General features: G+C 60.0%; 18 protein-coding genes. 13 read left to right on the forward strand and 5 right to left on the reverse strand.

Going from position 1 to position 20,011, the window contains the following annotated elements; translation table 11 throughout:
- Positions 1-14: 14 nt before the first annotated feature.
- Complete coding sequence (locus HPO_RS17970) at positions 15-2,207, reverse strand: TonB-dependent receptor (RefSeq protein WP_084324437.1); 2,193 nt, start codon at positions 2,205-2,207, stop codon at positions 15-17.
- A 154-nt stretch (positions 2,208-2,361) separates the two neighbouring features.
- Here HPO_RS17970 and HPO_RS17975 point away from each other — a divergent pair, with 154 nt between their 5' ends.
- Positions 2,362-3,744 (forward strand): spinster family MFS transporter, encoded by a 1,383-nt coding sequence (locus HPO_RS17975; RefSeq protein ID WP_162174069.1) that lies wholly within the window; start codon positions 2,362-2,364, stop codon positions 3,742-3,744.
- 8 nt (positions 3,745-3,752) lie between these two features.
- On the opposite strand, the gene HPO_RS17980 is transcribed toward HPO_RS17975, so the two are convergent.
- Entirely contained in the window at positions 3,753-4,247 is a 495-nt protein-coding gene (locus tag HPO_RS17980) for a MarR family winged helix-turn-helix transcriptional regulator (protein WP_206742187.1), read from the reverse strand.
- A 173-nt stretch (positions 4,248-4,420) separates the two neighbouring features.
- Here HPO_RS17980 and HPO_RS17985 point away from each other — a divergent pair, with 173 nt between their 5' ends.
- The 5 genes from HPO_RS17985 (at position 4,421) to HPO_RS18005 (ending at position 8,252) form a co-directional block, all read left to right on the forward strand.
- Positions 4,421-4,996: a VOC family protein gene (locus HPO_RS17985; protein WP_035602027.1), complete on the forward strand. Its 576-nt coding sequence runs from the start codon at positions 4,421-4,423 to the stop codon at positions 4,994-4,996.
- Positions 4,997-5,010: 14 nt separating this feature from the next.
- On the forward strand, positions 5,011-5,724 hold the full coding sequence (locus tag HPO_RS17990; protein ID WP_035602030.1) for a glutathione S-transferase family protein: 714 nt from the start codon (positions 5,011-5,013) through the stop codon (positions 5,722-5,724).
- A 107-nt stretch (positions 5,725-5,831) separates the two neighbouring features.
- Positions 5,832-7,160, forward strand: coding sequence for a spinster family MFS transporter (locus HPO_RS17995; RefSeq protein WP_051612801.1), 1,329 nt, complete (start codon positions 5,832-5,834; stop codon positions 7,158-7,160).
- 35 nt (positions 7,161-7,195) lie between these two features.
- Positions 7,196-7,588 (forward strand): nuclear transport factor 2 family protein, encoded by a 393-nt coding sequence (locus tag HPO_RS18000; RefSeq protein WP_035602032.1) that lies wholly within the window; start codon positions 7,196-7,198, stop codon positions 7,586-7,588.
- A gap of 13 nt (positions 7,589-7,601) precedes the next feature.
- On the forward strand, positions 7,602-8,252 hold the full coding sequence (locus HPO_RS18005; protein WP_035602035.1) for a carboxymuconolactone decarboxylase family protein: 651 nt from the start codon (positions 7,602-7,604) through the stop codon (positions 8,250-8,252).
- Here HPO_RS18005 and HPO_RS18010 read toward each other — a convergent pair.
- Positions 8,243-8,914, reverse strand: a complete 672-nt coding sequence (locus HPO_RS18010; protein ID WP_035602038.1) for a GntR family transcriptional regulator — start codon at positions 8,912-8,914, stop codon at positions 8,243-8,245. The genes HPO_RS18005 and HPO_RS18010 overlap by 10 nt on opposite strands.
- Before the next feature lie 187 nt (positions 8,915-9,101).
- Here HPO_RS18010 and HPO_RS18015 point away from each other — a divergent pair, with 187 nt between their 5' ends.
- The 3 genes from HPO_RS18015 to HPO_RS18025 all read left to right on the forward strand — a co-directional run bounded on the left by HPO_RS18015 (position 9,102) and on the right by HPO_RS18025 (position 14,390).
- Positions 9,102-10,310: a CaiB/BaiF CoA transferase family protein gene (locus tag HPO_RS18015; RefSeq protein WP_035602041.1), complete on the forward strand. Its 1,209-nt coding sequence runs from the start codon at positions 9,102-9,104 to the stop codon at positions 10,308-10,310.
- A 26-nt stretch (positions 10,311-10,336) separates the two neighbouring features.
- On the forward strand, positions 10,337-11,986 hold the full coding sequence (locus HPO_RS18020; protein WP_035602043.1) for a long-chain fatty acid--CoA ligase: 1,650 nt from the start codon (positions 10,337-10,339) through the stop codon (positions 11,984-11,986).
- Positions 11,987-12,158: 172 nt separating this feature from the next.
- Positions 12,159-14,390, forward strand: a complete 2,232-nt coding sequence (locus HPO_RS18025) for a TonB-dependent receptor (protein ID WP_035602045.1) — start codon at positions 12,159-12,161, stop codon at positions 14,388-14,390.
- A gap of 68 nt (positions 14,391-14,458) precedes the next feature.
- Here the strand turns inward: HPO_RS18025 and HPO_RS18030 are convergent, their stop codons facing one another.
- Both HPO_RS18030 and HPO_RS18035 read right to left on the reverse strand, forming a co-directional pair.
- Positions 14,459-15,511, reverse strand: a complete 1,053-nt coding sequence (locus HPO_RS18030) for an NADP-dependent oxidoreductase (protein ID WP_035602053.1) — start codon at positions 15,509-15,511, stop codon at positions 14,459-14,461.
- An 80-nt stretch (positions 15,512-15,591) separates the two neighbouring features.
- Positions 15,592-15,957: a winged helix-turn-helix transcriptional regulator gene (locus tag HPO_RS18035; RefSeq protein WP_035602056.1), complete on the reverse strand. Its 366-nt coding sequence runs from the start codon at positions 15,955-15,957 to the stop codon at positions 15,592-15,594.
- A 102-nt stretch (positions 15,958-16,059) separates the two neighbouring features.
- Here HPO_RS18035 and HPO_RS18040 point away from each other — a divergent pair, with 102 nt between their 5' ends.
- The 4 genes from HPO_RS18040 (at position 16,060) to HPO_RS18055 (ending at position 19,902) form a co-directional block, all read left to right on the forward strand.
- A complete protein-coding gene (locus HPO_RS18040) occupies positions 16,060-16,392 on the forward strand; it encodes a nuclear transport factor 2 family protein (protein ID WP_035602058.1) in 333 nt (110 codons plus the stop codon).
- Positions 16,392-17,180 carry an SDR family oxidoreductase gene (locus HPO_RS18045; protein WP_035602061.1) on the forward strand — a complete coding sequence of 263 codons (789 nt, stop codon included), beginning with the start codon at positions 16,392-16,394 and terminating at the stop codon, positions 17,178-17,180. Before HPO_RS18040 ends, HPO_RS18045 begins: the two co-directional genes overlap by 1 nt.
- Positions 17,181-17,407: 227 nt before the next feature.
- Complete coding sequence (locus HPO_RS18050) at positions 17,408-17,980, forward strand: GNAT family N-acetyltransferase (protein WP_084324439.1); 573 nt, start codon at positions 17,408-17,410, stop codon at positions 17,978-17,980.
- Positions 17,981-18,063: 83 nt separating this feature from the next.
- Positions 18,064-19,902, forward strand: coding sequence for an SLC13 family permease (locus tag HPO_RS18055; RefSeq protein WP_035602064.1), 1,839 nt, complete (start codon positions 18,064-18,066; stop codon positions 19,900-19,902).
- The last annotated feature ends 109 nt before the right edge of the window (positions 19,903-20,011 follow it).

Genomic DNA, 20,011 nt, shown 5'->3' on the forward strand with positions numbered 1-20,011 from the left:
GCGCCCAAGTCAGTTTACATCGTGTAGGAGAGGCTGAGGCCATATGTCCGCGGAGGGCTGTACGGCACCAGAGTTTGCCGGAAGGGACCGAAATAAGTCACATAAGTCGGAACCAGCTCATCGGTGAGATTCTTGCCCCAGAGCGATACCTGCCAGCGATCATCCGGCAGGGTGACCGCGAGGCGGGCATCGAGATTGTCATGCTCGGGCCAGAGCTGCGCGGCAACATTGGAAGCCTCGAAGAATGCATCATCCACCCAGGAATAGTCGACCCTGGCCAGCAGGCGGAAATCACCGATCGGAGCCTCATACTGAGCTCCGATATTGTATTTTCCCGAAGGCGACCGGGGCAGTTCATTGCCCGTGTAATCCGTTCCCGGAATTCGGTATTCCACAAACTCCGTGTCGAGCCATGAATAGCTGCCATCGAGCCGGAGATTGTCTGTAAGGCGGCCGACAAATTCCACTTCGAAACCCTGAATCTCCGCTTTTGCCGCATTGCTGACAACAACGCAGCAGAGCGGTACCAGCTGGGAAATCTGCAAGTCCTCATAGTCGGTCTTGAAGAGCGCCGCATTCAGGGTCAGGCGCCGGTTCAGCCACTCGGTCTTGGCGCCGAGCTCATAACCCCACGCAAACTCTGGATCGTACGGAGTGGACGCACCCGCCGCCGTTCCTGAGAGCCCCTGGAACCCGCCACTCTTGTAGCCCTTGGCCGCCGAAGCGTAGAGCATGACAGTATCCGATGCTTGCCAATTGAGCGCGAAACGAGGCGTCAAGGCATCCCAGCTTTCCGATGCCAGAACGTCGTATCCATCAAGGCTGCCCAGCGGGGGCGGAAGCCCCGGGCCGGAAACTTTCATGCCGGCAAAACGCCCTTCCTTTTCTTCCCAGGTCATCCGGGCACCCACAGTTGCTGTCAGCGTATCAGTGACGGCATAGTCAAACTGCCCGAACACGGCAAAGCTCTTGGCATTTACAGACTGGGGATAGATGGCGGTGCCCTGTTGGGCAGGTACCGGAAAATCCTGAATCTGGCCTTGCAGCCGGTCAATATCCTCGTCCAGATAGTAGAGGCCGACCTGGCCTTGCAGCCGGTCATTCATCGCCTCGAATGCGAAGCGCAGCTCCTGGCTGAACTGGGTGGCTTCTTCCCTTCCGAAATCAGTCGACTCGATTTGCGTTGGCGGGTTGATGGGGTTGCTGAAGAAAGGCGTACGGAACTTGTACTTCACCTCGCGCAGAGCAGTCAGCGATGTGAGCGTCCCGAAATCCGTGGTCCAGTTCAGCTCTCCGCTGAGTGAGTTGATCTGCCGGAAAATCTGCCCGTCGATATAGGCATTCACGATGCGCGGATCGGGGTTTACGCCCACACAATGCACCCCGCCATTGAAGGTTGCGTCGCAATTGTTGTCTCTGGGGTTGCCAGCCTGATCTTGCCAGGTTCCGTCTGCCCTGAGCACGATATCCAGATTTTCTGACGGCAGGAATCGCGCGGCGAGCCGGGCAGTCGTGACATCCTGATCGTTGACGTCGTTGCCAGTGGTTTCGTTGAACTCGAAGCCATCGCGCTGCTTGTGCGCCAGCCCGCCGGAAAGGAAAACCTTGTCTGACAGCGGAACATTCCCACGAAGCGTGACATTGTATCTGCTGAAATTACCGACCGTACCTTCAGCAAAGAATGATGGCGTGTCAGAGGGTTTACGGCTGACGAACTGGATCAGTCCGCCGATGGCATTCTTGCCGAACAGTGTTCCCTGGGGCCCGCGCAATACTTCCACGCGCTCCAGGTCGAGCACATCCAAATCCGGCGTACCTCCACGACCAGCATAGACCCCGTCAACAAAAACAACGACGGAACCGTCGCCGCCTGCATTCTGGCTGATGCCTGCGGCCGTTCCGATCCCCCGCAACGAGAAATTGTTCTGTATGGGATCAACCGCCCCGACAGTCAGGCCCGGGGTGCGCAAGGCAAGGTCTTGAATTGTTTCGATACTGCTGTTCTTCAACTGCTCTGCAGTGAACGCAGAGACTGCAACCGGAACATCCTGCAGGCTCTGCTCGCGGCGCTGCGCGGTGACCACGACAGTTTCATAGGTGACTTCAGCGTCTATTTCAGCGGCCTCCTGCCCGAACGCCGGCGCAGCGATAGCCGGAACCAGCAACGCTAGCGTAAGAGCAATACGTGTTCCTGAATTTTTCAACATCTCGTTTCCTCCTTTTGGCGGGCCCTGCCCCTCCAGGTCATTTTTGACTCTGGCTTGTAATTTGCTTAGATAGCTAACTACTAGTTAGTTAGCTAATCTATATTTTTCGAATCGGCAACAGACCGTTTGAACGGCAGCCACCGGGAGGATGAACGTGACGGAAACACAGCGGGAAACCACAGCATCGACGGCTAAACCTGGAGGTGCATCCCCGCCTTCTCCGCCATGGCCTTCTCCGGCCTATAGCTGGTATGTGGTTTTCATCCTGCTGCTGGCCTACACTCTTTCATTCATCGACCGGATGATATTGAGCCTTCTCGTCACGCCCGTGCGGGCCGCCCTGGACATCAGCGATACGCAATTCAGCCTACTGATCGGATTGGCATTTGCGCTGTTTTATACGCTCGCCGGCCTGCCGCTCGCGTGGATTGCTGACCGGCACAACCGCCGCAACCTGATCGTCGGCGGCGTGACCGTGTGGAGCTTCATGACCCTGTTATGTGGCACCGCCACAAATTATGCAGGCCTGTTTCTTGCGCGCGTCGGGGTCGGGGTTGGAGAGGCCACGCTGTCGCCGGCGGCGTATTCGATGCTGAGCGACTACTTTCCGCGCGAGAAACTGGCGCGGGCCATCGCGGTCTATTCCATTGGCGTTCCCTTGGGATCAGGCATCGCACTGATGCTGGGCGCGCTGGTGATCAAGGCGATCCTTGCGGCGCCCGCGATCCACCTGCCCCTGCTGGGAGAAGTGGAGGCCTGGCGGCTGACATTTGCCATCGTGGCACTTCCGGGCTTGCTCCTGGCGCTGCTCATGTTCACCGTGCGCGAACCCTTCCGGCGGGGGCGGGCGGCAGAAACAGCCGATCCCACGAGCGCGCAAAACTTTGTCGCTCATGTCATGCGCAACAAGGCGGCACTGGGCTGCCTCTTTGCCGGCATGTCACTGATCGGCATGGTGATGTATGGCTCCATAGCATGGATACCCGCCTTTCTTGCGCGCACCTATCCCATCAGCATCACCGATGCGGGGCTATGGTTTGGTGCCATCATGGCGGTGTGCGGCGCAGGCGGGCTCCTCCTCGGTGGCTTCATCGCCGACGGTATGTTCTCACGGGGCCGCAGCGATGCGCACATCCGCACAATGCGGCTGTCCCTCCTGCTTGGCGGCCCTTTTCTTATACTGACGCCGCTGATGCCGTCTTCGTCCCTGGCGCTCGCCCTGCTTGCGCCTGGTTTCCTGCTGATCACCATGCATGGCGTCGGCAGCGTCGCCCTTCAACTGATCACACCGAATGAATACAGGGCACGGATTACCGCCCTCTACTTCTTCGTAGTGAACCTTATCGGCCTCGGTTTTGGCCCGACAGCGATCGCCCTCGTGACGGACACTGTTTTCCGCGATGATAGTGCCTTGAGATATTCGATTTTTATCGTGTCGGCAGTCGCGCTTCCGGTGGCGGCGATCATTCTCACGCTGGGCCTTGCCCCCTACCGGCGCAGCCTGGAAAAAGCATCGCTCTCAACGGAGGCCACCTGAAATGGGGGCTAGCCGGGCTTCACGGCCGCATCCCCGACAATATCTTCCGCGCGGAAGGACATCGGGGCGCCCCAGTCCCTGGCAAGGGTGTCTGCAGTTGCCTGGAAGGCATCCTTGCCGATCCGCCCCACCAGCGTCGCGATCATCAGTTGCATTGCGCGCTGCGCATCCCGGCGCATGGCTTCGCCTGTCGGCGTGAGAACCACAACCTTCACACGCAGGTTTCCGGGATCGTCGGCAAGCTCGACCATGCCCATATCGATCATGGATTTGAGCGTCGAATGGATAGCCTGCCGGCTGATGCCGAGACGGCGCGCAATGTCCGAGGGACGGCGAACGCCCATTACAACGTTGGCCATCACCATGGATTGAGGGCGGGTCACCTCCGGCCACCCGCAGGCGCGGATATAGCTCTGGAGCCCCTCATCAAACCAGTAAAAGCCAGAAAGCAGATTCAGGAGAATCTGATTGGCCTGCATCATCTCATCGTCAGTCTTTGGCATCATTGCGCCTTACCTCGCCTGCGCGCTGATGCAAACACCAGCCGCCTTTCATAGCGCCGAATATGTATCTGGCGCAAAATTTATCGTCAATTTAGTTGACATATCGTGCCAATAAGATAGCCTCATTTCCACAAGATGCGCTGGGAAAACCGGCCAAAGAGGAGGAATAACCGATGAGCAAGCCCCGCAATCAGGAGTTCGAATTTCTGGGTGTGAACCACCTCGCGCTGGTGTGTAAGGATATGGCCAAGACCGTGACCTTCTATCGCGATGTGCTCGGCATGCCCCTCATCAAGACGATCGATCTGCCCGCCGGAAAAGGTCAGCATTTTTTCTTTGATGTTGGAAATGGCGATTCAATCGCCTTCTTCTGGTTCCCGGATGCCCCTCAGGCTGCGCCGGGAATTGCAGCGCCGGAAAATCTGCCTACCCGCGGCAACATCCGCTCCGCACACGGCTCTATGAACCATATCGCCATCAACGTGCCCGCCGAGCGGTTTGACGAGTACTACGCCAAGCTGAAAGCCAAGGGCGTTGATGTCACCGAGATATTCAATCACGACGATTCACCGACTCAGATGTCGAAAGAATTGACGAAGGACGTGTTCGTCCGGTCTGTCTACTTCTTCGATCCCGACGGCATCTGCCTTGAACTGGCAGCCTGGACGCGCGAGTTCAGCGAGCGCGATGTACGGCACGCGCCTGTCCGTGCCGATGGCACGCCCGACGTCAGCGTTCTTCAGGCCTAATAAGGGCGGCTGACGTGATAGACGTACATTTCGTGCCGACACCTAATGGCCACAAGGTGTCGATCATGCTGGCTGAGCTTGATGTGCCCCACCGGCTTATTCCTTACGATATGCTGGCGGGCGATCATCTCACGAAGGCTTTCCGGCAGATCAACCCGAACGGGCGCCTTCCTGCGATCGTCGATCATGCGCCTGCAGACGGCGGGGCGCCTTTTCCGGTGTTCGAATCCGGGGCCATCCTGCTTTACCTTTCGGAGAAGCATGGCGGCGCCCTGATGCCTGAGGACACGCGCGGCCGCTCGCTCGCGCAGCAATGGCTGATGTGGCAGATGGCCGGCTTCGGCCCGATGCACGGCCAGGCGCACCACTTCATCCGCTATGCGCCCGAAGGCCAGGAGCATCCGGTTACACGGTACCGCAACGAAGCAATCCGTCTACTGAACGTTCTCGAACGCAGATTGCAGGAAACACCCTATATGGCCGGCGAGGATTATTCAGTCGCTGATATCGCGACATGGCCATGGGTGCGCGCGGCACGGGCAATCCAGCTGCCGCTGGAGCCTTATCCCGCCATCCAGCGCTGGTCTGCAGAAATTGGGAAGCGGCCGGGCGTGCAGCGGGGAACCGAAGTCAGCAATGAGCGCAACCTCTCCAGCCTGCGCCCCCAACTCACCAAGGAAGCGTGGTCGAACCTGTTCGGTGAAAACATGCTGAAGAGCGGTCAATAGATCTGACTCCATCATAATCCGACCACTGATTGTAAACCAAGTTGACAGAAGCGCCAGACGCGATACGCTGCCGGCCAAAGCGCGCAGACGCTTCAAAGGGGAGAAACATGGTTGAAACCGCTCAGGCGACCGCCGTTTCGGCGGGACCGGTGACCCCGGCTACACCGCTGCAGAAGACCCTCGCCCTGGTTATCCTGATGGCCATCGGTTCCATCAATTATGTGGACCGCCAGCTCCTCTCCCTGCTGATCGAGCCTGTCCGGCAGGACATTCCGCTCAGTGATACCGCCTTTGGTCTTCTGACCGGCCTGTTTTTCGCGCTGTTTTACGCCTCAATGGGGGTTCCCGTTGCGATGCTGGCGGATCGCATCAATCGCGTGAAGCTGGTTGCTGTTGCCTGCACAATGTGGAGCGTCTGTACCGGCCTGTGCGGGTTCGCGCAGAATTTCTGGCAGCTTGCCCTTGCCCGGTTCGGCGTTGGCGTTGGCGAGGCCGGCGGCACAGCGCCCTCCCTCTCCATCCTGTCGGACTATTTCAAGCCAGAACAACGCCCGGCAATCATAGGCCTGTATACCGTAAACGGACCAATCGGCGTTTTTATCGGCATTTCGCTGGGTGGCTTCATCGCCGCGCAGTATGGCTGGCGGATGGCGTTCTTCACAGTCGCCATTCTCGGCATTGCGTTGGCGCCAATCCTCTGGCTGCTGGTGCGCGAACCTCTGCGGGGCGCGACCGAAGCAGCGGCGCCGTCCAGCGCGCATGAAAAGGCCCCCTCCCTGCTTTCCACAATCCGCATCTTCCTGATGTTGCCCACCTTGCGGCTTCTCCTTCCCGCCAGCGGCTTGCTCGCCTTTGTCAGCTATGGCCTGCTGAACTGGATCCCGGCCTTTCTCATGCGGGAGAACGGCATGGCCCTCGAACAGCTTGCGCTGTGGTTTGGCCCGGCCGCGGGGGTCTGCATGGGCCTCGGAATTTGGGGTGGCGGCGCAATCGTAAATATCGGGGTGAAGAAAAGCCTGACGGCGTATGCCTGGGCCCCAGCATTCTCGGTGATGATCGGATGCCCGTTCCTGCTTCTGGCACTGTTTATGCCGGGCTGGGAACTGACGCTGATCCTGTTGCTTATTCCGATGGTCAGTGTGGTAATGTATGTCGCTCCCGCCCTCGCCCTGACGCAGAATCTCGCGCCTTTGCGCGCCCGGGCTACGGCGACGGCCCTGCTCCTGCTGTCATTCAATCTGGTTGGCATCGGCGGCGGCCCCCTGATGATCGGCATCCTGTCAGACCTCTTCACATCGCTGGGATCACAGAACAGCCTGCGCTGGGCGCTGGCTTCGACAATCCCCGTTTCCCTGCTCGCCATGGGGCTCTACATCATGATGGCGCGCACAATCACCTCTGATCACGAAACACGCCGTATACAAACCGGCATCTGACCTCAAAGGATAAGCAGACGCAAATGGGAGGCTCCATGTCCGAGACAGACATCCGTGCGCTGGCGAAGCGCTTCTTTGACGCTGTAGAAGCAGGCGATGTTGATACGCTGGTGGCCTGTTATGCGCCAGACGCGAAGATCTGGCACAATACAGACCAGGCCGAGCAGACCCCCGAAGACAACCGCAAGACCCTTGCCGGAATGGTTACCCGCATCAGCGACCGTCTATATGACAATCGCCGGGTTGACGTGTTCGCAGGCGGTTTTGTTCAGCAGCATATCCTGAGGGGAACTCGCATCCATGACGGCGCCCGGCTCCAGCTTCCCGCCTGCATTGTCTGCCAGGTAAAAGATGGCCGGATTACCCGGCTGGATGAGTATTTTGATTCTGCCCATGTTGCTGAATTCCGGAAATTTGCAAACGCCTGACAAGGAACACCTCATGCCCGCTATCAGACAGGTTCCCCGCGCCGAACTCACTAACGCCACCATGCTGGCCTATTTCGAACGCCTGTTCGGCCCGGACCGGGATCCGATCACCGAGCCGGGCACAGCGACTGGATCACCGGGTGACTGGTGGAGCGTTTTCGCCAACTCCGAAGAAGTGTTCGAGCACGCGGTTAACGGCTTCAAGCTCTATCGCAGCCCGAACATCCATCTTGATCCGGTATTCCGCGAACTTGGACAGACGCGGGTTGGCTGGACCATTGGCAGCCAATTTGTCTTCTCCCAGCATTGCAAGCTTCTGCGTGCCCTGGGCGTTTCGGATGACAAGATCAAGGCTGTCCCGGCCTGGCAGGTATCTGATCTCTTCAACGATCAGGAACGCGCTGTACTGGCGTATGCGGACTGTCTATCTACCGGCCATGGCCGGACGCCGCCCGAAGTGATGGCCAAGCTCAAGACCTTCCTCAGCGATGAGGAAATCCTGGAGTTCACCTACATCGTATCCATGTATGTGATGCACGCCATCATGTCCCGCGCGCTGAAGACCGAATTCGATGACCGGCCTGAAGCGATTGTGGAGGTCGATGCCCCCGAAGGCTTCAGCACGGCAGATTTCCTCTCCTCACGCCCCTCCGATCAGCGCTGACCGGCCGTGTCGCCGGGGCTACGCTGAGCGAGGTCCCGGCGGATGGCTGCAAATGCCGCCTTGATGTGACCCGTCATTACTGCCTCCGCCCAGCGGCCGTCCCTCGCGCGGAACGCCGCGATGAGTTCGCGGTGATGCCGCATGGAGCGTTCGCGCTCGTCGGCAGAATAGCGCGCCAGCGTGCGCAGAACCAAGGGCGTTTCCACAACCAGCCCAGCCACACTCAATAGCCGGGCGCTGCGGGCGGCTTCCAGAATGATTCGGTGAAACCGGCTGTTGGCGCCAGCCGCCTCCGGAGTATGATCTGCGCCTTTCCTGACGAGCGCTTCCATCTGGTCGGCCAGCGCCTCCAGTTCTGCAATCTCGGCCTCCGAAATCCGCGTGGCGGCGCGGGCCGCGCCATACCCTTCGATCAGGGTTCGCAATTCATACAGTGCCTCAAGATCTTCATCTCCCGGATCAGCAACCTGCGCGCCATAGTTGGGGCTGAACTCGGCCAGGCCCTCATTCACGAGGCGGCGCAATGCCTCACGTACCGGCGTACGCGATACGTTGCAAAGAGCGGTGAGGTCTGATTCGATCAGCCGGTGCCCCGGCGGAAAACGGCCGGAGATGATCTCCTCCCGGATGATTTCATACGCCTGAACACTGGCACTCGCCATCACCTGACCCTCGATACCACCCTTGCTGATCCTGTCGTCACCCTGCCGGGGATTCCTCCCCACGGCTAGGCAGATGATCGGGCCACAGCTCCACTTTGTATACAATAGATTCGTTTATGACTTGAAAACGTCAATTTATTTGTCATTATGGGTGTAATTGAATACAAAATGTCCAAGGGAGGGAAAAATGAGCGCCACCAGCGGATCCCCGCAGCCCGGCTCCCTGCACGGCATCCGCGTGGTTGAAATGGGCCAGCTGATTGCGGGCCCCTTTTGCGGCCAGCTGCTGGGCGATTTCGGCGCCGACGTCATCAAGATCGAACCGCCAGGGACTGGTGACGCGCTTCGCCAGTGGGGACAGCCAGGCTACCCCCTGTTCTGGGAAGTGCTGGGCCGCAACAAGCGCTCTGTCACTGCCAATCTGCGCACAGAAGAAGGCCAGGCGCTCGCTCGCCAGCTCATTGCAGGTGCCGACATCCTGATTGAAAACTTCCGGCCAGGTACGCTGGAGCAATGGGGCCTTTCCCCAGAAGACCTGATGGCGGAGAACCCTCGCCTCATCATCGTACGTGTATCCGGCTACGGACAAACCGGCCCTTACGCGGGTAGAGCGGGCTTCGGCGGTATCGGAGAGGCGATGGGGGGCTGGCGGCGCGTCGTGGGCGATCCTGATCGCCCGCCTGCCCGCATGGGAGTGTCCATTGGCGACAGCTTGGCCGCAACCTTTGCCTGTCTTGGCGCGCTCGCTGCGCTGGAAGCGCGCCATCGCACCGGCAAGGGGCAAATCGTGGACTCCTCTCTCTATGAAGCCGTTCTGCATGTCATGGAAAGCCTGGTGCCCGACTACGCCATCGGCAACTTCACGCGGGAGCGCTCGGGCTCCATTCTGCCCGGGGTCGCGCCCTCAAACGTATACCCCACGGCTGACGGGTATTACCTAATCGCCGCCAATCAGGATTCCGTTTTCCGGCGCCTCTGCGGCGCGATGGGGCAGCCCGATCTGGCAGAGAACCCAAGCTACGCGACCCACATCGCCCGCGGCAACCACCAGAAGGAACTCGACGAGATTATCGCTGCCTGGACCCGCACACTGACGACCGACACTCTGGAACACATGATGGCGGATGCCGGCGTTCCTGCGGGGAGGATGTATACCCCGGCCGATATGCTCGCAGACCCGCAGTTCAAGGCGCGCCAGTCCCTGATCGAGATTGACCATCCCAAATGGGGGAAATTGCCGATGCAAAATGCCTTCCCCAAGCTGTCCGGAACCCCCGGCGGGGTACGCCGTCCGGCGCCGGCACTTCCGGGCCAGGACAATCTCGCCGTTTACGGAGCAGACCTCGGACTGAGTGAGAGCGAACTGGCATCCCTGCAACAACGCGGCATCATCTGAGCCGGGCAGCGGAGGAGAGAAATTTCATGCACGGCCTGATGCAGGAAGCAGAACTTACACTGGACCGGCTGCTCACCCACGCCGCCCGTTGGCACGGCCAAACGCCGATTACATCGCGTTCAGCGCGGGGCCAGATCAGCCGCACAGATTACGCCACGCTTGCGCGGCGGGCCCAGCGCGTCTCCAACGCGCTGCGCGCTGCCGGCATCGCCAAGGACGACAGGGTCGGCACGCTGGGCTGGAACGGTCATCAGCATTTCGAGGCCTGGTATGGCATCATTGGCATCGGCGCCATCTGCCATACGCTGAACCCGCGCCTTCTCAACGATCAGATTGCCTATCTCGTAAATCATGCGCAAGACCGGATCATTCTGGCTGATGGTGCCTGCCGCAGCATTCTCGAGGACATTCTCCCCTCCTGCCCCAGCGTCGAAGCCGTTATTATCCTGGACGAGGAGGCGCCCGCGCCCTTCTCCAGCTGCCCTGTTCCGGTGACGGGGTATGAAGCGTGGATTAATCCGCATACGGAAACTGTAGAATGGGGGAAATTTGAGGAGCGCCAGGCCGCAGGTCTCTGCTATACATCCGGCACGACGGGAAACCCCAAGGGCGTTCTTTACTCGCACCGCTCCAACTATCTTCACGCGCTGATGGTTCTTGGGCCTGACGCTCTGAACCTGTCGGCACGAGACACGGTGCTTCTGGCCGTGCCGATGTATCATGCCAATGCCTGGGGCGTGGTTTATGCAGCTCCCATGGTTGGCGCGAGCCTTGTCCTGCCGGGGCAACGGCTTGATGGCGCCTCCCTTTATGAACTTATGGAATCCGAAGGCGTAACCTATTCCGCCGGAGTGCCCACCATCTGGCAGATGCTTCTGGCACACCTGCGTGAAACCGGCGCCTCTTTCTCCACCCTTCAGCGGGTCACCGTGGGCGGCTCGGCCTGCCCGGAGTCGATCATTCGCGAATTCCGCGACCGGCATGGCGTTGATGTTATCCAGGGCTGGGGCATGACCGAAACCTCTCCGCTGGCAACCGTGTCCATTCCGAACCGGCGCATCAATACGCTCACGGACGAAGAGAAGATTGGCTGGAAACTGAAGCAAGGCCGTCCCCTGGCGGGCATCGACCTGAAGCTTGTTGACGATGCGGGCGCGCCTCTCCCGCATGATGGACGCACCCCCGGCCGCTTGCTGACACGCGGTCCGACCATTGCCTCGCAATACTACGGCGAGCCCCATAACGCACTGGATTCTGAAGGGTTTTTTGACACCGGCGACATCGCCACGCTGGACGGGGACGGCTATATGCAGATCACCGATCGCGCCAAGGATGTCATAAAGTCCGGGGGAGAATGGATCAGTTCGGTTGATGTCGAGAACATCGCAATGGGCCACCCGGCCGCAGATCTCTGCGCAGTCATCGGCATTCCCCACCCCAAATGGGACGAGCGCCCTTTGTTGCTCGTGAAACTCCGGAAGGGCGCCGCCGCAACCGCTGCGGAGATGCTCGCATTCCTTGAGGGCAAGATCGCCACCTGGTGGATGCCGGACCGGGTGGAGTTCATTGACGAGATGCCCACGGGCCCCACCGGAAAGATCGACAAGAAAAAGCTGAGAGACCAGTTCGGCGGCGTGACGTTCGTAAAGACGTCAGAAAACAGGGAAAACAGTTAGATTACTAACCAACAATCCCGGTCAACTCGGACACCTTACCTTACTACCAGCCTGAAATGCACTTCATCCGGATACGTCACACAAGTCTGTCCTTGCCGAGTGCACAAATATCAATTAGCTAACTAACCAAATAAGGCCGGACAGGACGATACCGGCACACAGGGAGGAACAAATGAAATCGGGTATATCCACACTCGCCTTGGTCATGGCCTTGTCGGCGCTCTCAGGCGTCTCAAACGCGCAGGAGGCGGCTGACACCGGCGAGGAAACACGCAAGCTCGCCACTGTCACCGTAACGGCGCAGAAGCGTGAAGAAAGCCTGCAGGATGTTCCGATCTCGATGGAGGTCATGTCGGGTGACGCGCTTGCAGACCTGCAGGTCAACGACTTCCAGGACATGACAAGATACGTGCCGAACGTTGCCGTTCAGCTCACGGCCGGCAACAATGTGGTGTATATCCGCGGCTTCGGCTCTCCGGCCGCGAACTTCTCGTTTGATCAGGCCGTCAGCCTTTACATTGACGGAGTCTATGCCGGCAAATCGCGGCAGACTCAGGGCCCCTTCTTTGATCTGGAACGCGTCGAGGTGCTTCGCGGCCCGCAAGGCGCGCTGTTCGGCAAGAACACGGCCGCAGGCGCCGTCAGCATCGTTTCTGCCGGCCCTACCGACACGTTCGAAGGCGCCGTGAAGGGCGTTTATAATTTCGACCTTGAAGGATATGAGCTGTCCGGCCACGTGTCTGGTCCGATTACGGATCGTATTTCCGGGCGGCTCGCCGTCAAGCAGCTCGACCAGGATGGCTGGATCAGCAACCTCGGCAAAGGCGGCCAGAAAGAGCCACAGGTAGAACAGTTTCTGGCGCGCGCCACGCTGCGCTATGAAGGCGAGGGCGACTTTGACTACACCGTCAAGGCAGAATTCGGGGACAACCGCCGGATCGGCGGCATGAACGTCTCCGGCCGCCTGGACATTCCGCAGAATCCTGACCTCACCCGCTACAGCGTCGACAGTGTTGTCGGCGAAGAGGGCACTGAGGCGACCTCCTGGCTCGTGTCGGGCACCGGCAACTGGGATATTGGCGATTACACCCTCACCTCCGTAACCGGCTATTCCTGGTTCCGCGCTGACATCAACAACTATTTCGATCAGCAGTCACCGGACGGAACCATCGTTCCAAACAGCGTCTACAACAGCTATCCGGAACACTTCCGTCAGGTGTCACAGGAACTGCGTCTGTTGTCGCCCACAGGGCGCAAGTTCGAATACATCATTGGCGGATATTACGACTCGTCCCGCTATCTGCTGACCCAGTTCGGTGGCTTCAACATCGCGGCACTCAATTATGAAGGCCTTGGACGGTCGGATTTTTCGCAGTTCAGCAAGTCCTACTCTCTGTTTGGTCAGGGCACCTACCACTTCTCGGACACCCTTCGGGCGATTGGCAGCCTGCGCTACACCAACACGGAAAAGCGCGCGGGCTTTGACGGCGAACTGATCTACGGCCCCTACCCGCTGCGCCCACTGACCAAGGCCGACGGCAGCATCAGCGAAGACGGCGTGGACCCCTCAATTACCCTGCAATGGGACGTTCACCCCAACGCCATGGCCTACGTCACCTATGGCCGCGGCTCAAAATCCGGCGGTTTCGTGGGCAACACCTATGGTACAGTCGATTCCACATTCACCTATGATCCGGAAAAGTCCGAGAGCTTCGAAGCCGGCGTCAAATCCACCCTGCTGAATGGCGCGCTTGTGCTGAACGGCGCAGTCTATGAGACAAGCTTCAAGGATCTTCAAACTTCCGTATACGATCCTAACCTCTCCACCTACATCACAGGCAACGCCGCCAGCGCCAAATCTACGGGTGTTGAAGCATCGCTCGCCTGGATTATTTCTGACCAGTTCAGCGTCAACGCCTCAGCGGCATATCAGGACGCGAAGTATGAGGACTATCCCGGCGCAGCCTGCCTTGCCAGCCAGCCTTTGACGGAATGCAATCCTGCCGATCCCACAAGTGTTGCGCAGAACAATATCGGCGGCAGGCCCCTGCCCTACATTTCCGATTTCAGCGGAAATGTCCAACTGAACTATACTCAGGACCTCTGGAGCGATCTTGTATTCGACGGCATTTTGGCGGTCACGGGCCGTTCAAAGTATTTTGACTCTGATAACCAGAGCCCGACCTACGGCCTCCAGAAAGGCTTTGCGAAAGTGGACCTTCGCCTTCAGGTCGCCCCTCAGGACGAGCGTTGGCACGTTGCGCTTGTTGGCAAAAACCTGACGGACGAGATCACGACCGGCAGCGCCTTTAACCTGCCCGCCCCGATTACCAGCGTGCCTCGCGCAATCTTCTATGTGGAACCACCGCGGACCATCGCTCTGGAAGCCGGCCTGCGATTCTAAGCCTCCCGGCGCATATACTTTCGGGGACCGTGCACGGCATGGTCCCCTTTTCTTTTCTGCCAATCAGGTCAAGCCTGCCGCACCGGGTCCGTCGATACCCGCACCAGGGTTTTGCCGAACGTGCCGCCCGCAAGCATGGACTGGAAAGCACGCGGAGCAGTTTCGAGCCCCTCATGGATATCTTCCCGGTAGCGAATGTGACCGTTCCGCAGCCAATCCCCCATCTCCGCCAGAAACCGCTCCTGATGAGTGGCTACATAGTCCCCCACAAATAGGGGGTGCACACTCATGTGCCGCTCACTGAACGTTTTCTCACCGGCGGCCTTCCATGCCTCGATGATGTCCTCTCCCATGGCGCCATATTGTGAGGCAAGGCCGCATAGCGTAATGCGCGCCCCATTATTGAAGAGCCCAAGCACCGCTTCGAACACGCGCCCGCCGACATTTTCGAAATAAACGTCCACCCCATCCGGGCAGGCTGCCCGCAGGCGCTCGGCAAAATCCGGATCAAGATGCGAGATACACTCATCGAAGCCAAGATCGTCTTTCACATAGGCGCACTTTTCTGCGCGGCCGGCGATTCCCACCACCCTGCAGCCGCGCAGTTTTGCGAGTTGCCCTGCAACCTGCCCGACACCGCCGGACGCGGCGGAGATGACAACTGTTTCCCCCGCCTGCGGCGCGCATTGAACATAGAGCCCCGCATAGGCGGTGAGGCCAAGCATCCCCATGACTCCGACAGCGGATGAAATTGGCGCCAGGGAAGGATCAAGCTTGCGCGGAAACATGTAGCCGAAGGTTGAGATGCCCTCACCGGTCAACCCGTAGGTCTGCCAGCCATTGGTGTTGAAGAGGAAGTCGCCGGGCGCGTAGCCCTCAAGGCGGCTTTCCACGACCTGGGACACTGTGCGCCCGTGGCATACTTCCCCAACCGCCTCGACGCCCCTGCGCCGGCGGCCCCACTGATACGGATCCAGCGAGAGATAAATCGTGCGCGTGAGCATCTGGCCCGGTCCCGGCGAAGGCGCTGGCGTTTCACGCCAGGCAAAATCGGCATCCACCGGCCAGCCTTCCGGCGGTGTGCGCGCGAGTACCCAGTGAGGGTTGATCCTGTCTGCCATGGCCGCTCCGATACATGCGTTGCCCGCCGCAAAAGTGGGGGTCAGCCCGCAGGCATGTCAATGAATGCCGCCGGGGCGGGCTAGCCGGTTTCGCCCAGCAGGCCCTGCCGGATTTCAGCCGGCGCGCTCTCTGCCCAGAGGAGGAGCGCGTCCAGCGCCGGACAAAGCGACTGCCCCCAATCTGTCAGGTGGTACTCAACACGCGGGGGAACTTCGTGATGCACGATGCGGGTTACTACGCCGTCCTTCTCCATCTGGCGCAGCTGTTGAATCAGCATTTTTTGAGAGATGCCGGAAATCGCGCGCTCAAGCTCCGAAAACCGCATGACCTTGCCGCCAAACAGCTGGAACAGGATGACGAGTTTCCACCGTCCCTCAAGAATGCGCAGAGCATTCTGCACGCCTTCGGCCGCCAGAGGGGCAGTATATTCGGGTCTCTTACCCATAGGTTAGTACCTTACTTTTTTGTCGGTTCTTGCCGTTATGGCAGCATAGGCGCATCTGAAACCGAAAGGCAATGATGCCGCCAGCCAAGAGGATAAGATCCCATGTCTCCCACCCCGCCCCTTCCTGCCCCCATTTCACGCTATTTTGCGGCCAACCCGAGCTTCGATGTCGAAGGAATGCTGGCGCCGTTTGCGGCCGATGCCATTGTGGTGGACGAACGTCAGACCCGTAAGGGAACGGACGAGTTGCGCGCCTGGATCAAGGAAGCAACCGTCGGCGTCAAAGCCGTCGCAACGCCTGTTTCTGCCACTCAGGAAGATGATCTCCATATCGTGGTGGCCAATGTTGCCGGCGACTTTCCCGGCAGTCCGGTACCGCTCACCTTCCGCTTCCAGCTTGCCGGAAAAGAAATCTCGCACCTGGAGATCGTGTAGTGCAGCCGGCCTTCAAATCCGAATTTTCCGGCAAGCGTGTGGTCGTAACCGGCGGCACCCAGGGCGCAGGCCATGCCGTCTTCCAGAAGCTGGCGGCAGAGGGCGCCCAACTTGTAACGGCGGCTCGCTCTGCGCCGCCGGAAACAATGCCGGAAGCGTCATTCGTGCGCGCCGATCTCAGCACGGCGGCGGGCGCCGAAGCCCTCGCCCATGCTGCGCAGGAACGCATGGGCGGGGTTGATATTCTGGTTCATGTGCTGGGCGGATCAAGCGCGCCCGGCGGTGGTTTCGCAGCGAGCGGAGACGAAGTCTGGCAGGCAGAGCTTGATCTCAACCTGATGTCTGCAGTGCGCCTCGACCGGCTATTGGTGCCGCAGATGATCGCGCGCGGCAAAGGCGCGATCATTCATACCGCCTCGATCCAGTCACGCCTGCCGCTATATGACTCAACCACCGCATACGCGGCCGCCAAGGCGGCGCTGGTAGCCTACAGCAAGGCGCTGTCGAAAGAGGTGGGGCCCAAGGGCGTAAGGGTGAACGTGGTCTCGCCCGGCTGGATCTATACCAGCGCGGCCGAAGCGATGGTGAAGCGCATTGCTCAGAGCAGTGGCAGCAGTGAAGAAGCCGCGCGGCAGTCCATTCTCGAGGCGCTGGGCGGGATTCCGATCGGCCGGCCCGCCCTTCCCGAAGAAGTGGCTGACCTGATGGTTTTCCTGGCTTCCGATCGGGCCTCCGCCATCCACGGCGCGGAGTATGTGATTGATGGCGGCACGATCCCCACGGTCTGAACTTTCGGACAGCGGGCGCGCCCGCTGCCGGTCCTTTGTTTAAATTACTTACACATGAAATTTTTCGGATTTCCGCATCCGTGCCCGGAATTCGCATTCTCGCGCAAATCTCTGCTCAAAAAGCGGGATGGGGCGCAGTCTTCTCCCTCCCGGCGCATTCGAGTGTTGTTTTCGCGCCACACTCGAGTGTCTCCTTGGGGAAACTGAACACCGCAGCTGGAGTGCCCATGGGATACGCGCTGAAATCCGAAACATCCACAGGCTGGCCAGATGCCGCCCTCCATATCCGCGATGCGGATGATGCCGACATAGAGGCCATCCAGGCCATCTACGCGAATTACGTGCTGACGAGTTCGGCCACATTTGAGGAAATACCCCCTTCCGTGCCCGAGATGAAACTGCGCCGCGCAAATGTGCTGGCCGCGGGCCTGCCCTTCCTGGTGGCAGAAATTGACCATCAGGTGATCGGCTTCTCCTATGCCTCACCCTACCGCAGCCGGTCTGCCTACAAATATACGGTCGAGGATTCCATCTATGTGAGCGATGTCTTCGGCGGACGAGGCGTGGGGAGCGCGCTGCTTTCCCAGCTGATTGCGCGGTGTGAAGCCGGGCCATGGCGGCAGATGCTGGCCGTGATGGGCACCAGCCGCAACGAGGCCTGCATGGCGCTTCACCGGAGCCTCGGTTTCAGTAATGTTGGCACACTGAAAGCCGTCGGCCTGAAATTCGGCCAATGGGAAGACACCGTCATGATGCAACGTCATCTGGGCGAAGGCGAATGGTCTCTGCCCAGGGAGTGAAGGCGCCTGCCTGCTGGCCTCCAGCTGGCACAGCGGTCGGTTTAGGGGTTCCGCGGCCGGGCGGCTCCGCCTAACCTGCTGGCATGACGCTCGATCTGGTTCTCGTGCTCGGCTTTCTGGCCGCAGCGGTCATCATGTTTGCCATGAACAAGCCCCGCATGGACGCGGTCGCCCTGATCATGATCACGGCGCTGCCGCTGACCGGCGTGATCACCATGAACGAGGCGCTGGCAGGATTTTCCGACCCCAACATCATCCTGATCGCCGCCCTTTTCGTAATCGGTGAAGGCCTGGTCCGCACCGGTGTGGCACAGCGGCTGGGAGACTGGCTGGTAGCCAAGGCCGGGCGGAGTGAAGCGCGTCTGATCACTCTGCTGATGATTATCGTGGCTCTCGTCGGGTCGATCATGAGTTCGACCGGCGTGGTTGCCATCTTCATTCCAGTCGTGCTGCGCGTCGCGACCAATTCCGGTATCGCGCCGGGGCACCTGATGATGCCACTGTCCATGGCGGCGCTGATCAGTGGAATGATGACGCTGGTCGCCACTGCGCCCAATCTGGTTGTTCACGCCGAGTTGGTGCGGCGCGGGCATCAAGGATTTCATTTCTTCAGCTTCACGCCTTTCGGGATACCGATCCTCATCCTGGCAGTGGGATACATGTTGTTCGCCCGGCGCTGGCTGGTGCAGGCACCAAAGCCCGGGGAGGCGCCAGCGGCCCCGCCACCAACCCGCCCCAGCCTGACTGACTGGGTTGAGGAATACCGGCTGGCAGGCCGCGAACATCGCCTACGGGTTAAGCCCGGCTCCCCGCTCGCCGGCCGGACAATCGGAGAAATGAACCTGCGCGGCGGCGCCGGCGCAAACATCCTTGCAATTGAGCGCGGCTGGCGGTTCTCCAGGCGCCTGATCCAGCCACGCGCGTCCAGCGAACTGAGCGCAGGAGACATTCTTCTGCTCGACCTCTCCGAGGGCGCGCCGGACATCGATGCAATCGCGCGGGACTACGGACTGGAGCGGCAGATCCTGACGGGCGCCTATTTTTCAGGCCACGCGCAGGATATCGGCATGGCAGAGGTGATGGTGCCCGACCCCTCGCCCCTGATCGGGCGAACGGTGATCGGCACTCGGTTCCGCTCCCGGCACGATGTCACCGTGATCGGTCTCAAGCGTGGGCGGGAAGCGGTGGAGGGAAATATCCTGAACACCGAGCTGGAACTGGGCGACACATTGCTTGTGATTGGACCATGGCGGGCAATCCGCGCGCTGCATGACGCACGGGAGATGATCGTCCTCAACCTGCCGGCAGAGTTCGACGAGGCGCCCCCCGCGGCCTCGCGCGCACCTTTCGCACTGCTCAGCCTTGGCGTAATGATCGTCCTGATGGTCTGGGGCGTGATCCCGAATGTCCAGGCCGCGCTGATCGCCTGCCTGCTGATGGGCTTGTTCGCATGTGTGAACCTGAACGCGGCCTACCGGTCGATTCACTGGCAGAGCCTGATTCTGATCGTTGGTATGCTGCCCTTCTCCATCGCCCTGCAGCAGACCGGCGGGGTAGACCTCGCGGCACAGGGCCTCTTGGCCGTTACAGGCGAAGCCAGTCCGCGCATGGCGCTGGCGGCCATCTTTATTACAACCGCGCTGCTAGGCCTGTTCATTTCAAACACCGCTACGGCCGTTCTGATGGCGCCTGTCGCACTGACAGTTGCCGACGCGCTGGGCGCGTCGCCCTATCCTTTTGCGATGACGGTCGCCCTGGCGGCATCGGCAGCGTTCATGACCCCGGTCTCTTCACCGGTGAACACGCTGGTTGTCGGTCCCGGAAAATACACCTTCATGGACTTCGTCAGGATGGGCTCACCCTTCGCTCTCGTCGCTCTGGTGGTCTCGGTTGTCATGACGCCCTGGATCTTTCCATTTTAAACCCAGACGGCGGGAACGGCACCAGCGGCAATCACTGACCAATGCAGACTGCAAATTTCATGCGGCGTTGCTGGCTTCAGAAGCAAGGTGAGCGACCTGAGACATAGGT

Origin of the sequence: Hyphomonas polymorpha PS728, assembly GCF_000685315.1 — a bacterium.
Lineage (GTDB): Bacteria > Pseudomonadota > Alphaproteobacteria > Caulobacterales > Hyphomonadaceae > Hyphomonas > Hyphomonas polymorpha.